The sequence below is a fragment of the Nostoc sp. EspVER01 genome (assembly GCF_034530635.1).
In the GTDB taxonomy this organism is placed as follows: Bacteria; Cyanobacteriota; Cyanobacteriia; order Cyanobacteriales; family Nostocaceae; genus Nostoc.
The window spans coordinates 123,480-138,723 of the sequence record NZ_JAVRCS010000005.1 but is presented as its reverse complement, the minus strand read 5'-3'; the positions used below and the strand labels follow the sequence as shown (position 1 = coordinate 138,723).

Genomic DNA, 15,244 nt, shown 5'->3' with positions numbered 1-15,244 from the left:
GTCTGAAACCGTGGTCTATAAAGAAAATTGCCCTAATTCATAACCCATAACTCCTAACTTCTAACTCCTCACTCCTAACTTTATCTTTGTACTTTACTGACTCGATCGGCTGCGATCGCATACCAAATTTGACCAAAAGTCTGTTGATTCAGTTTCTTCCGATCTCGATCGGGAAACAAGCGATCGAATTTTTCATTTGTGTCTTTGGTCAACTGATCGATTGTATAGTTCCCCAACTGCCCCGATCGCGCTTGTTGTCTCCATGTATCGTAATCTTTTTGACTATAGTTCCCTAATTTCCGACGAGCTGCTGTACTGAGGTCAGCCTGTTCTAGTTTATCCAATAAATTATCAGCTATATCAGACCATTCATCTCGTAAACCCGCATCTTCAGGTTTAGATGTCAGGCTACGTCCTTTTAATTCTGGTTTTTTTGTATAAAATGAATCATCTACTGTGCGAATAAAAAATCCTTCAGTAATTTCTAACTCTTGACGACGACTGATAATTTTCTGGAGGTTGCTATTTTTTCCTTTGTCACCGGCTGGTTTTCCAGTTGGAAACTGTGGGATTTGCGGTAATGAAGGTAATGAAATTGATGGGATGGTGATTGAAGTTACGGCCCGAATGGCTGCATTTCCCGCCGCTAAAGTTAAGCCAACTAACGCCGTTACCCCTAAACTCATCATAAAAGGGCGAATCCAAACAGGGAAAGTTCTCGGTTTAGCAATCGCTTGCGTTTGCCTCTGGAATCTACTTATAACCGCACTGGCGCGTTGTCTTCCCGGAGCAACGACCATTGTCTTAATCTTGGTGGTAATATAATTGCCTGGAGATTTAGTTGCAGTTGGCGATGGTAAATCTCTGAGGATTTGCTCGGCTCGTTGGTAGCGATCGCTCGGTCTATAAGCCAGCATCTTTTTTAACACTGCTTCTAGTTTTGGACTAACTCGGATTTCCTTGCCCCATCCCCAAATTCCCTGATAGCTATCGTATAATTTCTGCGGTTCTTGACCTGTGAGCAACACTAATGTTGTCACCGCCAAAGAGTATAAATCACTACTAAAAAACGCCTTTCCCTGCCGTAGCTGTTCTTCTGGAGCGTAGCCTTTTTTACCCAGCAGAGTGTTATTTCCAACTAACTTAGTGCGCCAAAAACCCTGAGAAGCTGGTAATTGCTTAACGCCACCAAAATCAATTAGCACTGGCAAATTATCAGAACGCCGCCATATCAGATTATCGGGAGAGATATCACGGTGAATTACATCTCGTGAGTGGATGTATGATAATACAGGTAAAATCTGTTGTAGGAGAGTGATTACTTCCTCTTCACTAAAGGTTTTGCCTTGACTTTCACGCTGTTCTAATAACTGGTAGTAATTGTCACCATCCACATAATCTTGCACTAAAAAGAAAAAATCTTTACTGCCTATCTTCACTTGTAGCGAGGCGTGAAAATGCGGAATCTGTGGATGCTGGAGTTTTTTCAGGACATTCGCTTCTCTCTCAAATAACTCTTTAGCTTTTTGTAAATCTTGATTTTCTTGTACTTGGGGTGCAAATTCCTTCAGCACACAGGTTTGATGGGATTTATTGATATCTTCCGCCAAATAGGTGCGTCCAAAGCCGCCTTGTCCTAGATGACGGATAATTTGATAGCGATTATCCACAACCTGTCCCACAGCAAGAGGTAATGGTTCACCACAATGGGTGCAAAAGCGGTTACTACCATTATTTGTGTGTTGTTTACTGCAATAAAGCTGCATGGTGCTGAAGGATAAATTAAGGTTTTATTGAATGACTACAACGCGCATACCCTCATTTTCGGATATTCTACGAATTACGCGCAGCGTTAGCGATGCAGGAGCGTCATTACGAATTACGAACTTGTATTGAGCGCAGCCGAAATATTACGAATTATTTTAAACGGTGTTGGTTCTACTTCAGGATAAATAAGCAAGCGTCATGAACGGCAAATCAAGACAGCAGCAAGTAATTAAAGCATTTGAAGATTTTTTATCTACCCCCCTAGAAACTGTACTGCAAAGGCATCTCAACACTCAAACTTCGCCAGCTTTGAGTTTATTTCACGATGTGGCGGCGAATGTACCTGCCTACAAGGCGTTTTTAGCAGAAAGGGAAATTAATCCCGCGACTATTCAAACCTTAGAGGAGTTTCAAAAACTACCAGCGATCGCTAAACAAAATTATATACTGCGTTATCCTCTACCTGACTTGTGCCGTAACGGACAACTAGAAGCGTGCGACATGATAGCTGCTTCATCAGGTTCTAGTGGTAAACCGACATTTTGGCCTCGTTTTTTTACAGATGAACTCCAAATCGCCACACGCTTTGAACAGATTTTTCACGATAGTTTCTATTCAGATAGCAGACGTACCTTAGCAGTGATTTGTTTCACTTTAGGCACTTGGGTAGGTGGAATGTTTACTACTAATTGCTGTCGTTATCTTGCTAGCAAAGGTTATCTGATCACTGTAATTACTCCTGGTAACAACAAAGAAGAAATATTGCGAGTTGTCCAAGAACTTGGTTCAGGTTTTGAGCAAGTGGTGTTATTGGGATATCCGCCATTTTTGAAAGATGTCATTGATACTGGTATCGCTCGTGGTGTGGAGTGGCAGCAATATCAGATTAAATTAGTGATGGCGGGAGAAGTATTTAGTGAAGAATGGCGGAGTTTAGTTGGCGAAAGAGTTGGTTCGCGAAATCCTTGCTATGATTCTGCATCACTTTACGGCACTGCGGATGCGGGAGTTTTGGGTAATGAAACACCCCTAAGTATCTGCATTCGCCGCTTTTTGGCAGAAAATCCCGATGCAGCTAAAAGTCTATTTGGGGAATCGCGTTTACCCACGCTAGTACAATACGATCCTTGCAATCGCTTTTTTGAAGTTCAAGATGGCGGATTGCTGTTTTCGGGAGATAACGGTATTCCCTTAGTGCGTTATGACATTTTAGATACTGGTGGGATAATTAGTTATGATGCCATGCTGCAATTTTTAGCAGAATGGGGATTTAACCCGCTTGAAAATCTTCGTTCTGATACTCAAGAATCAGCTAGAGGTATTCATCAGCTACCTTTTGTGTATGTCTTCGGTCGTTCTAATTTTACAGTTTCTTACTTTGGTGCGAATATCTATCCCGAAAATGTAACGGTGGGATTAGAGCAACCAGTAATTCAAGAATGGGTTACAGGTAAATTTGTGTTACAGGTGAAAGAAGATGCTGACAAAAACCGATTTTTATCTGTAGTTGTGGAATTAGCAGTAGGGGTAGAGGGTAGTGAAGATCAAAGACTTGCGATCGCATCTTCTATTCTTTCACAACTGCTACGCCTAAATAGCGAGTTTGCTAATTATGTTCCGGCAGAATATCAAACACTACAAGTTACATTAGCGCCAATGGGTGATTTTGAATATTTCCCTATTGGGGTGAAACATCGTTATACGCGTAAATAGTACTGGGCGCAATGAATAATCAAACACAAGAAGACGCGATATCTGGTCAAAAAATTAAACGCATGGGTGTTCAAAAATATGTTGGACGAATTAAAGAATCCTTAAGGATTGTTCGACGACATAGTAGTTTTTATATTGGTCTTTATGGCCACAATTGAGTCAATTTCATGGAAAATTCTTATGAGTTAGTCACAGAATTATTGATATTAAGTCCTAATAAGCGTAAGTACTACCAGCAAGGAGAGAGAGCTATGAGGCCTATTCTATCTGCATCCTAGCCCTTTTTATAGCCCCGTAAGGGTCAAAACTTAATTACATAGGCGCAACCCTAGCCGTAGAGTATTACAAATGACAAATGACAAATGACAAATTAAGAATTACGAATTATCGGCAAATGTATAGTAAAAGTTGCCCCTTGATTTGATGTGCTGCTGGCGATAATACTGCCTTGATGAGCTTCAATAATCCGCTTAGAAATTGCTAACCCCAGACCATTGCCACTACCTTTGCGTGCGGGGTCTGTTGTATAAAATTGCTCAAAGATTCGGGGTAAATCACCCTCTTTTATCCCTTTCCCCTGGTCTTGAATTTGAATAATAGCTTGTTTTCCTTGAATGTATCCAGAAATAAATACTTGAGAGTTGGCTGGTGAGTGCTTAATCGCATTATCCAACAAATTGAAAATTGCCTGTAATAGCCGTTCTGGATCGCCCTGTATGATTAAGTTTTCTACATTCACCCGTGTAGAAATTCTCAGAGTTCGCATTCGCGGTTCTAGTGCATTGACAGCACGGTTAATCAATCCATCCAGCGAAATAGCTTGCTTTTCTAGTTCAGTAACTCCTGCTTCCAAACGCCCTAAATCCAGCAAGTCATGAATCAATCGTGATAAACGTTTGATTTCGCTTTCGATAGTTTGAAAAAAGCGATCGCGTAATTCTGGTTCTTCAGATGCTCCTGCTTTGAGTGCGTCTACTGTCACCTGAACGTTACTGATAGGGGTACGCAGTTCATGGGAAACATTGGCTAAAAACACCCGTCGCTCTTTGTCTAAGGAAGCTAACCGTTCACTCATCCGGTTGAGTTCTGCTGCCAATTGATCCAACTCATTGTTCTCATGCATCGTTAGCTTATCACCAAAATGACCGCCACCCAAGCGAATGGCAAAGTTCCGCATAATCTCAATTGGTTTTGAGAGACTGCGAGCAAAGCGACTGCTAATTAACGCACATAGTAGAATTGTTATTGCTAGCGTTCCCAAAATACTCCAAATTACCCTAGCAAACTGTCGCTGAAGCTGCTCCAAAGTCATAGACATTCGGATTACGCCCAACAATTGACCGTTACGCTCAATAGGTCTGGTAATGTAGAGGCGATCGCTATTTGATAAAACGCCTTTAGCAATTCCTTGCTTGACACGGTTTTGTAGAGCTTCCCGTATCCCCGGAACCTGAGACCAATCTTTAACCTGACTATCTAACCTTGGGTCAGAAGTGGCTAATAGACTGCCTTGTTGACTAAAAACACGTAGAGTTATAGTTTGTGGTGCGCCATATCGTTGCACCAGTACCTTTACTTGTTTAATATCTTTTTCTTCTAGTGCATCTGCAACACTTTCACTCAAGGCGATCGTCCAGTTATCCAAATCTACTTGTCGCGATCGCATGAAGTAATCATGGAACGACCAAAGGATATAACCTGCCATGAGTGACGTTCCAAAAGCTGTTAGCATCAGGTATGTGCCTAACAACTTGGCATAAATTGTATTTAATTTAATCCCAGGTATCCACCCTCTCATGAAGGCTGCTCCCCAGAACGACGACGCAATACTGCTTTGATGCGTGCTAGTAGTTCGCGGGTGTTGAAGGGCTTAGTAATATAATCATCTGCACCTGCTTCTAAACCCCAAATTTTATCAATATCCTCATCTTTAGCTGTGAGCATGACGATAGGTACATTGGAAAATGCTCGAATCCGCCAGCAAACTTCCATACCGTCAACTTCCGGTAACATAAGATCGAGCAAAATCACATCTGGTACTTGCTTGTGGAATTGTTTAATTGCACTATGTCCATCTGCGGCTGTTGTCACCGTGTAACCTTCTTTTTGGAGTGTATAGGTGAGACTGTCGCGCAGAGGTGCTTCATCATCTACAAGTAATACGTGTGGCATTTTTCATTCCAAATTAATTAACGTTATTTTTGTATAATTAAAATTTTCATATTTATGATGGATCTCTGACATCCTTCTTAAGGAAGTAAATTGTTAATTAGTAAGTATAAAAGCCTGAAAATATAAAAAAATTTAAAAAAAACATTTTTTAAAGACTTTGAAGGAACTGTCGAAGATATCGAGACACGTGCAACAACAATTAGAACTTATGATGGTCGGCGGATTGTCATTCCTAACTCGGAATTATTTACTAATTCTGTGACTGTAAATACTGCCTTTGATAACCGACGATTAGAATACGATGTTGGCATTGGCTATAACGACGACATTGACCTAGCCAAGCAGTTAATGCTAGAGGCAATGCATAGCGTAGACGAGGTTTTAAAAGACCCGGCTCCTGATGTACTGGTGATGGAACTAGCCGAAAGCACTGTTAACATTTGGGTTCACTGGTGGATGAATCCACCACGACGGATAGACGATCTGCGATCGCGGGATAAAGTGATTACTGCAATTAAGAAAACGCTCGTTGCAAACGGCATTGATTTACCTTTCCCAACTCAACAAATTCTATTCCACAGACAGAAGAGACAGATGGAAACCGCTCACGTCAGCATGAAGGTTAGCCAGCAGGTAAAGGTGAAGTTGTTCACCCGCCAGTTCACCCGCCAGGGATTGTAAATCCCTGACTAATTGCTCAAGTCTACTTCAGTAGACTGAAAATTTTTGAGCTATTTAGTCCTCTTCAGAGGACTTTAGCTATGAGACAGGGATTTACAATCCCTGGCGGACGTGCTGGCGGACGTGCGGTTTCGCGTTAAGTTGACACAAGTGGGCGCAGCCTCACAAATAAATGGTGTAAGAAGTAAGAAGTTTTTACTTATTACTTATTACTTATTACTTATTACTCATTACTCATTACTTCTCCTCTGCTCCATCAAACGCCTTGAGCTTGTGAGAAATGCGGGATTAGTATGTCAGATTAAATCTGCTCTAAGTAGTTTCATCATGTCTTTATCTAATCTTTAATTTACCAATCAGTAATTATATGTAAGATGTATTGAGTAAGATGCAATTTCATATTTCTGAGATACATATACAAATAATTAGCTAATTTAAAACTAAAAAAATCGTTATAAATGTCTATTTTAAATGGATATAATTTGAATTTTTATATTAAAAGCCTGTTCTTTTAACACCATGTTTTACAGCCACCATGATGAGTTTAGATATTAAGAGTAGTCCAAAAAATTGGAGCGCAGTATAACATGAAGAATGCTTGGAGGCGTTGGATTACAACCGTTAATCTAGCTGCAATTGCACTAATGCCGACGGTGATATTTTTAGCATTCTCTCATCAGGCAACAGCAGACGATCCCGGAGCGTGTTACATGATAACTTCCTCTGGTAAAACCGTTGGATTGGGAAGGATTTGTGGCAATATCATAGCCGCACCTTCAGACAATAGAGTTTTTCGAGTCTCAATCAAACGCCGTTTTGGTGGAACTCCTGTGATTGATGTCACCTTCAACGACAAAAAAACCTTTGAAATGATTGTAGATACAGGTGCTAGTGGAACCATTATCACTCAAGATATGGCGAATACACTGAAACTCCAGGCTACAGGTACAATGCAAGCCCAAATTGCTGATGGTAGTGAAGTAAAATTCTCAACCAGTAAGGTAAAATCTATTACAGTAGGTGGAGTTACAGCCAATAATCTTCAAGTGGCGATCGCACCAAAAGCAAGCATCGGGCTACTAGGTCATGATTTCTTTGGCAACTATGATATTAAAATTCTGGAGAAAGAGGTAGAATTTCATCACCGCTAATGTTTGCAACTTCTTTAGATTTTTACTATTGAAATATCAAAAGGAATGTGAACCAAGGTACTCAGCACTCCTGAAGCAGCTTAAGAGCGTTATAGAATAGAAAGAAACCTTACATACATTACGCTGATTCAGCAGAATTGCCCATGACCACTTCTAAACGCCAATATCACATTACTACTTTCGGTTGTCAGATGAATAAAGCTGACTCAGAGCGCATGGCTGGCGTTTTGGAAGACATGGGCTTTGAGTGGTGTGAAGATCCGAATAATGCAGATGTGATTCTCTACAATACCTGCACCATTCGGGATAATGCTGAACAAAAGGTATATTCCTATCTTGGCAGACAAGCAAAGCGTAAACATGAACAGCCTGATTTAACCCTCATCGTTGCTGGTTGTGTTGCCCAACAAGAAGGAGAAGCGCTGTTGCGGCGAGTGCCAGAATTAGACTTGGTAATGGGGCCACAACACGCCAACCGTCTGAAAGATTTACTGGAGTCAGTATTTGAGGGCAACCAAGTTGTCGCAACCGAAGCAGTTCACATTATTGAAGATATCACCCAGCCGCGACGAGATAGTACAGTGACCGCTTGGGTGAATGTGATTTACGGCTGTAACGAACGCTGCACCTATTGCGTAGTTCCCAATGTGCGCGGTGTCGAACAATCTCGCGCGCCGTCAGCTATCCGGGCTGAAATGGAAGAATTAGGACGGCAAGGTTACAAAGAAATTACTCTACTCGGTCAAAATATTGATGCTTACGGCAGAGATTTACCTGGAGTGACAGCAGAAGGTAGGCATCTACACAACTTTACAGATTTACTTTATTACGTCCATGATGTGCCGGGGATTGAAAGATTAAGATTTGCTACTAGCCACCCTCGTTATTTTACTGAGAGATTAATTCAAGCTTGTGCTGAGTTACCCAAGGTGTGCGAACACTTTCACATTCCCTTTCAATCTGGGGATAACGAACTTTTAAAGGCGATGGCGCGGGGTTATACCCATGAGAAATATCGTCGAATTATCGATACCATTCGGCGGTATATGCCAGATGCTTCTATTAGTGCCGATGTAATAGTCGGTTTTCCTGGGGAAACAGAAGCACAGTTTGAAAATACCCTAAAACTGGTGGAAGATATTGGCTTTGATATGTTGAATACAGCAGCATATTCGCCACGTCCAGGGACACCAGCCGCTTTGTGGGACAATCAACTGAGTGAAGAAATTAAAAGCGATCGCCTGCAACGACTCAATCATCTGGGAAACTTGAAAGTAGCAGAGCGATCGCAACGTTACTTTGGACGCATTGAAGAAGTTTTAGTAGAAGATCAAAATCCTAAAGATTCAACCCAAGTGATGGGACGTACTGGTGGTAATCGTTTGACCTTTTTTAGCGGTGACATCAAAGAACTCAAAGGGCAGTTAGTAAAGGTAAAAATTACCGAAGTCCGACCTTTTAGTTTGACGGGTGAACCTGTTGAAGTGAGGCAAACTGTTTTGCACTAAGAAGCATTTGAAGATTATACCCCTGACTTATGATGAAGTTACCGCAAACGATTCCAGTTTTTATTTTTGGGGCTAGCTTGGCTGTAATTTCCCCTCAAGTTTGTGCTGCTTTCACTGTTCAACAAATAGCTATTCTTGCTCAAGCATCAAGCGATTTGCCAATGGTCAAATCGGCTGGGCTGTCCCCCGAAATGGGTGTGCCTTGGTCGAAAGCCGTAAAAATTGTTGACCCCTTTGAAGGGGAGTTTGTTGGAGTTTTCGATCGCAATTCATTAGGTGGCTATTTATTCCGTGAGGGTTCAACGCAAGTTATTAGTTTGTGGACACCTTCGAGTATTCGAGTACTCGTAACAGTAAATTCGGGTCAAGCAATGTCTTCTTTCTACACCGCCGGTCGTGTGTATCCCAGACCTGACTATCTTAGATTTGTAACGACTAAAAAAGTCGATAAGCTTTTGCTCAAGATCAGAGAAAAAGTTTATCAATTAGATGGTTCAACCGGCACATTTGCTGTCAGTAAAGAATTAGCCACTGCTTTGAAAAATGCTCCAGATGAGAACTTAGATATCAGATTAGTCTTAGAAGGAGGTCAAACTGTTGATAGCGAAATTGGTAAAGGGACGGTAAAAGCTTGGCGAATAATTTATTAAACTATTATAGACATTTAGACAATTTCGATCATGCTGATACTGCAAGTAATCTCCTATCCAATAAGCAATTTGTAGTGGAGCATGATCGCTGTCTTGGAGATGTAAATATTGTTTTTCAGACATTAATGATGCCAACTGAGTGTCTAAAGGCACCGATCTAAGATGTAACTTCATTGCAACTGCAAAAGCAGTTACTAACCGAAGCATTGCTTCCTTTTCTAATTTATCTTGTGGTGTTTTCTCTTTAACTATTATCGCAATTCCACGAGTTAAGTTACGCGATGTATTAACTAAAGCTCCCCATAGTTGACGACCTTCCCAAAATCTATCATGGTCTGTTGGAGGTAAAAGCTATCTTGCTATCAATAAAGCTGATAATATTAAAACTATTAAGGCGCGATCGCATTAGCTAGGCTACATATAAATAGGCAATCCTAACAGTGCAGACAAAGACAGAGAACTATTTGACGCAATCAAATTATTTCAATCAATTATTGCTGGTCGCAGTTCTGTTAATGGCCATAGATGAGTTTAATCTTTAAACTCTCTTCAACCAGCCAGTGGGTTAAAAAATTTATAGTTTCTGTCCTGCATAAATCGATCGCACTTCGCCATTACGTCGGATGACTGCTTCGCCATTACTGACATCTACTAGTGTCCAACCGCTTGAGCCGATACTTTCACCCATATTGATGCGGCGAGTCACGCCATCAATTTTAAACAAAGCGGCAGATTTGTTACCCAACTCTAGCAATCCCTCTAAGGTATTACTTGGAGCCACTGCGATCGCAGTTGCCGGATATACTTGTTCCTGGGTAATAGTTGGTTCTGACTCTGGTGCAAGTGCAGCACGCAATGGAACTACTGGTAATGCAGGCAGAGGTTTGGGTGTTTGGCGCACGGTAATGGGTGCAGTTTTTGCTGCCACCGGTTTGAGTTCGGCTCGTACAGCCGCAGCTAACATATTGACAGTTACAGGCTTGGCAGCTTGTCGGACTGTATTCAGGGCAGTTTTGACAACATTAGGTTGAGATACCCGTAACGCACTGGCAACTTGTGGTAGTGTAGGAGTCCCCGGAATGGCTGGAAGGGCGTAGCGCATTGGTGACGGCGCTTGATAAACGGGGACATAGATGCGCTCAACAACGCTTCCAGAACGATTGGGAGCTGGTGGTGTATTATTAGCTAGAAGTGGAAGTGCTGGTAGATTACCAGTTGCTTGTTGGCGACCAAGGCCTATTTGGTTAGTATTTGCCTGACTGGAGAATCCTGGATTGAAAGATTTTTGATTGCTTTTTGCTCCTTGCTTGTCTATAACAGCCAGCGCTTGGAGCATATAGTCAACTAACTCTGCCTCAATTTCTGTTTTTACGGGCAATCGTGACTGGGGTTGCGGCAATAGAAGCGCTGACTCAGGCAATTTATTATTTAAAAGATATACAACTCCAGACTGCACCAAGTAGATTGTACTAGCGATCGCCACGCCTAAAGTTGTTCCTACAATCAGCAGTTTGCCCAAAATCGAACTAGTTTTTTGACGCTTTCTACTAACTGATTTAACAGTAGAGGTGTCAAATACAACGGTACTCAATTGCTTGTGGTTATTTTGAGCAACTGACTGTACTCCTTGGTTCAAGGTGTTTGGTAAGATAATCTGTGGTATCGTAACTGTTTGCAGAGGCACGTATTCTGGAGGCGATTGGCGTTGAGCTTGGGCGGAAACTCCAGCAACAGAGTGGCTCGATCTGTTCTGACTACTGTGCCTAACAGTTTGAGAAGGCAGATTACCACTAGCATCCAGAATGTAGTCGATATCGGCAAAGAGTTCATCCATTAGGCCATCAGCATAGTTTTCTATCGACCAAGGCTCGTTGGTGATTAAGTCTTCTGATGGTTCTGGTACTATGAGACGGGTGCTGGCTTCTTGTAACATAGACGTTCTGGGTTGTTGCTTGGACGAGGAAACGCCACCCCTACTGCCTGGAAATTAGGATTATCAGAGGAGGCAGCAGGTAGAGGGCAGTTCTTATTGAAAAAAAAGTATGAATAAAAACTTTACTCTTAAGTGATTACCCTGATGAAAAAGAAGAATTGTATTGAGACGTGTGGGGCAAGATACAAACAGAGGAGCCGCTTTGCCTCTGGTCTTGCGCCAATCCTATGCAGTTGTGCGTGGGTTACTCCTGCGTGGTTGTTGAGCGTAGTCGAAACACTGCCTCCTAAATAATGAAACATCCAATCCCCCATCTGATTGAGATAAGTTGATTGAGTGTTGGTATTAAACTCAACTTTCATCTGGGGATTGTTGATGATGCCACGACTAATCTTTATGTCATCTATCATACCAATCTCTCTCCCTACTACTATACTCAGTCTTTATCAAGCTTGTGTTAAGCTAACGCTGGAAACTCTGACTGGCTCTTGCTTCTACGCAATTCTAGATATAATAATAAGGCGTTAATATCCGCTGGGTTTACACCACCTATACGTGCAGCTTGACCAAGGGTAAGTGGTTTTATGTGGGTCAGCTTTTCCCGTGCCTCTTTAGAAAGAGTATCAATTGTTGTGTAGTCTAAATCCCCAGGTAACTGGCGGTGAGCTTGGCGGGCAATTTGGTCAATTTGATTTTGTTGCCTAGCGAGATAGCCAGAATACTTGATGTCAATTTCTGCGCCTTCTTTCTCGGCCCGGTTGAGGTTGGGGTTTCCCAGTCCGAACCTGTCGAGGTCAACGTAATGTAATCCTGGACGGCGTAACAAGTCATTGAGGGTAATTGAACCTTTAATTGCTTGTTGGGTATCAGATGCGATCGCTATTCCAATTTCATCATGTTCTTTAACTCGTGTGGTTTGCAATCTTTGCTTTTCTGTGGTGATATTACCCTGTTTTTGAGTAAACATATCCCAGCGGCGATCGTCAATTAAACCAATCTCCCGTCCCAAGGGTGTCAGGCGTTGGTCGGCATTGTCAGAACGCAATAGCAATCGGTACTCTGACCTACTGGTGAGCATCCGGTAAGGTTCCCGTAGGTCTTTTGTACACAGGTCATCAACTAGCGTCCCAATGTAACTTTGCTCGCGGGCAAAGACAATCATTTCTTGAGAGCGAACGAATCGAGCGGCATTAATTCCCGCCACCAACCCTTGAGCAGCAGCTTCTTCATAACCTGTAGTGCCGTTAATTTGCCCAGCACAAAACAGCCCCGCAATCTTTTTAGTCATCAGTGTGGGGTAACACTGAGTTGCTGGTAAATAGTCATATTCCACTGCATAGGCAGGACGCAGCATCACACATTTTTCCAAACCGGGGAGAGTCCGCAACATTTGCAGCTGCAAATTTTCTGGCAACCCTGTAGAAAATCCTTGAATATAAAGTTCGGGTATATCCCTTCCTTCCGGTTCAATAAAGATTTGGTGGCTTTCCTTATCGGCAAAGCGCACAATCTTATCTTCAATACTGGGACAATAGCGCGGTCCCTTGGCTTCTACCCAACCGCCATAAACTGGTGACAGGTGCAAATTTTCCTGAATCAGGCGATGGGTTTCGGCGGTTGTACGGGTAATGTAGCAAGGCATCTGTTCCCGTTCTACCCACACATCTGGGTCAAAGCTAAACCAGCGCACATCTTCATCCCCTGGCTGGATGAGCATTTTACTATAATCTACCGATCGCTTATCTACCCGTGCTGGAGTTCCAGTTTTAAGTCTGCCGGTTTCAAATCCCAGACGATTTAGGGTTTGTGTCAATCCTTCCGCTGCAAATTCTCCAGCACGTCCAGCTGGCATTGATTTGTTACCAACCCAAATTTTGCCGCCTAGAAAGGTGCCGGTTGTCAAAATGACTGCTTTACATTGGAACCCTACACCAAAATAAGTTTCAACACCGATGACTTCACCGTTAGCACCCAGCACCAAATCTGTTGCCATACTTTCACGGATTGTCAAGTTTTCTTGGTTCTCGACAATATTTTTCATCACCGCTGCATATTCGCGCTTATCAGTCTGGGCGCGTAATGCCCAAACAGCAGGCCCCCGTGAAGAGTTGAGGATACGTTTTTGTAAGTAGGTGCGGTCTGCTACTTTACCAATTTCCCCGCCGAGTGCGTCTACCTCATGAGTCAACTGGGATTTGGCTGGGCCACCTACTGCTGGGTTACAAGGTTGCCAAGCGATTTTATCCAAATTGAGCGTCAATAACAGGGTACGACAACCGAGGCGTGCAGAGGCGAGAGCTGCTTCGCAACCGGAGTGACCTGCACCGACGACTATGACATCAAAAGCGTCTTGGAATTCAACGGAATTGTGCATGGTCATACTTACAGGATCGGCAAGCTTAGAGTTCTTTTCAATTTTAGCTGTTCCAGTGGTTTCATGGATGTAACTTTCTGATAAAAAAGTTATCAAACTTACTAGTACTCAATTAAAAGCAAGGTTCCATTTTTTAACTTTAGTAGGAAGTGAAAAATATTATTTTTTAAAAGTTGTGACAACATTCCGGTTTAGAGATCGCAGCTATTGTTCATATCGTTAGCCAATGTAAATTAATTTATAGTTGGTATATATTAGATATTTTCTCTAACTTGGATGAAACTATAGTTCAATACCGATAAATTATTTGTAGTTTTAATTTAGCAATAATAGATATTTCCTAAAAGCTTCTTGATTTTATTCTTTAAATTACCAAACAATTATTTAAAAATGAAACTCACCCTCAGAAATCAAAAAAATATTACTAGGTTTATTAGAAAGACAAGTTTCATCAGTATCGTTATATTGATGATTTTTGTATTAGTAGCTAGCAATGAAATTACCCACCACAAAGTTGCTATAACTGCTCAACCATTACAAGAATGCTTGAGTAATAATTCATTACTTTGTATGGATACCTCTAAAAATACAACATCAGAACCATTTATTCCCGATGCCAAATTAGATGCTAAAGAGCGTTTTTTATCTGCGATCGCTAGAAAATTACCCACAATTCCCCAGCCTGAGACTTATGAATATACTTTGCTGCGAAGCTATGGTGCAGTATTCGTAAATCCAGATATTGGGATTAAATTGCCACAAAAAAATATCTTTGTTAATGAACAAGAAACCAAAGAGTTTCAAGCTACTTTAACAATGGGTCATGTTGATGGTACTAACGACTGTTATTTACAAAAATCGGCGGCTGATGCTTTAAATAAAGCGCGAGTCCAGCAACAAATTCCGCTCAAATCTGGTTATGGATCTGGTGATTGTACTCGCACTTTCAATACTAATTTAAAATTTTGGAATAAATATGCTAACAATCAAGTCTTAGCAAAAGTTCAACAGGGGAAAGAAACAAAAATTCTCGGTTTAGTTGCCCCCCCTGGAACTTCACAACATCTCTGGGGATTAGCCATTGATTTACGCGTAGGTAGTAAAGAACAGAGAAAAGCTCTTAATCAAAATGGTTGGTTTCAAACTGTAGCAAACGATGTTCCACATTGGACTTATGTGGGTTTACCTGAAGATAATTTACCTTTATTTGGTTTTAAACAACAAGCTATTCGAGGCATTACTTATTGGATTACGCCGCTTTGATTGTTCAATATGATGAAAACTTGGGAATACTA

Annotated in this window: 10 protein-coding genes and 3 pseudogenes; 7 read left to right on the top strand and 6 right to left on the bottom strand. The window is 41.7% G+C overall.

Annotated elements, in window-relative coordinates; all coding sequences use genetic code 11:
* Window positions 1-80: 80 nt before the first annotated feature.
* On the bottom strand, window positions 81-1,766 hold the full coding sequence (locus tag RMX69_RS06520; RefSeq protein WP_322636921.1) for a serine/threonine-protein kinase: 1,686 nt from the start codon (window positions 1,764-1,766) through the stop codon (window positions 81-83).
* A gap of 199 nt (window positions 1,767-1,965) precedes the next feature.
* Here RMX69_RS06520 and RMX69_RS06515 point away from each other — a divergent pair, with 199 nt between their 5' ends.
* Together RMX69_RS06515 and RMX69_RS06510 are read left to right on the top strand one after the other, a co-directional pair.
* On the top strand, window positions 1,966-3,480 hold the full coding sequence (locus tag RMX69_RS06515; RefSeq protein ID WP_322636920.1) for a phenylacetate--CoA ligase family protein: 1,515 nt from the start codon (window positions 1,966-1,968) through the stop codon (window positions 3,478-3,480).
* Between the two features lie 38 nt (window positions 3,481-3,518).
* Window positions 3,519-3,758, top strand: a pseudogene (locus RMX69_RS06510) (IS4 family transposase); the annotation flags it as partial.
* A 92-nt stretch (window positions 3,759-3,850) separates the two neighbouring features.
* Here RMX69_RS06510 and RMX69_RS06505 read toward each other — a convergent pair.
* Both RMX69_RS06505 and RMX69_RS06500 read right to left on the bottom strand, forming a co-directional pair.
* Window positions 3,851-5,278, bottom strand: a complete 1,428-nt coding sequence (locus tag RMX69_RS06505) for a HAMP domain-containing sensor histidine kinase (protein ID WP_289798502.1) — start codon at window positions 5,276-5,278, stop codon at window positions 3,851-3,853.
* Window positions 5,275-5,652: a response regulator transcription factor gene (locus RMX69_RS06500; protein WP_289798503.1), complete on the bottom strand. Its 378-nt coding sequence runs from the start codon at window positions 5,650-5,652 to the stop codon at window positions 5,275-5,277. The genes RMX69_RS06505 and RMX69_RS06500 overlap by 4 nt, the downstream gene beginning before the upstream one ends.
* Before the next feature lie 147 nt (window positions 5,653-5,799).
* Here RMX69_RS06500 and RMX69_RS06495 point away from each other — a divergent pair.
* From RMX69_RS06495 to RMX69_RS06480, 4 genes and pseudogenes are all read left to right on the top strand, one after another.
* Window positions 5,800-6,278, top strand: a pseudogene (locus tag RMX69_RS06495) (mechanosensitive ion channel family protein); the annotation flags it as partial.
* Between the two features lie 642 nt (window positions 6,279-6,920).
* On the top strand, window positions 6,921-7,484 hold the full coding sequence (locus tag RMX69_RS06490; protein ID WP_322636919.1) for a retropepsin-like aspartic protease: 564 nt from the start codon (window positions 6,921-6,923) through the stop codon (window positions 7,482-7,484).
* 143 nt (window positions 7,485-7,627) lie between these two features.
* Complete coding sequence (gene miaB, locus RMX69_RS06485) at window positions 7,628-8,992, top strand: tRNA (N6-isopentenyl adenosine(37)-C2)-methylthiotransferase MiaB (RefSeq protein ID WP_322636917.1); 1,365 nt, start codon at window positions 7,628-7,630, stop codon at window positions 8,990-8,992.
* 29 nt (window positions 8,993-9,021) lie between these two features.
* The gene (locus tag RMX69_RS06480) at window positions 9,022-9,642 is read left to right on the top strand and encodes a hypothetical protein (RefSeq protein ID WP_322636915.1); all 621 of its coding nucleotides are present in this window, start codon (window positions 9,022-9,024) and stop codon (window positions 9,640-9,642) included.
* On the opposite strand, the pseudogene RMX69_RS06475 reads toward RMX69_RS06480, so the two are convergent.
* The 3 genes and pseudogenes from RMX69_RS06475 to mnmG form a co-directional block, all read right to left on the bottom strand.
* Window positions 9,571-9,912, bottom strand: a pseudogene (locus RMX69_RS06475) (bestrophin family ion channel); the annotation flags it as partial. The gene RMX69_RS06480 and the pseudogene RMX69_RS06475 overlap by 72 nt on opposite strands.
* 304 nt (window positions 9,913-10,216) lie before the next feature.
* Window positions 10,217-11,575: a hypothetical protein gene (locus tag RMX69_RS06470; RefSeq protein WP_289798508.1), complete on the bottom strand. Its 1,359-nt coding sequence runs from the start codon at window positions 11,573-11,575 to the stop codon at window positions 10,217-10,219.
* Between the two features lie 457 nt (window positions 11,576-12,032).
* Window positions 12,033-13,955 (bottom strand): tRNA uridine-5-carboxymethylaminomethyl(34) synthesis enzyme MnmG, encoded by a 1,923-nt coding sequence (gene mnmG, locus RMX69_RS06465; RefSeq protein ID WP_322637001.1) that lies wholly within the window; start codon window positions 13,953-13,955, stop codon window positions 12,033-12,035.
* A 384-nt stretch (window positions 13,956-14,339) separates the two neighbouring features.
* Between mnmG and RMX69_RS06460 the strand changes: the two genes are divergently transcribed.
* On the top strand, window positions 14,340-15,212 hold the full coding sequence (locus RMX69_RS06460; RefSeq protein WP_322687099.1) for a D-alanyl-D-alanine carboxypeptidase family protein: 873 nt from the start codon (window positions 14,340-14,342) through the stop codon (window positions 15,210-15,212).
* Window positions 15,213-15,244 lie beyond the last annotated feature (32 nt).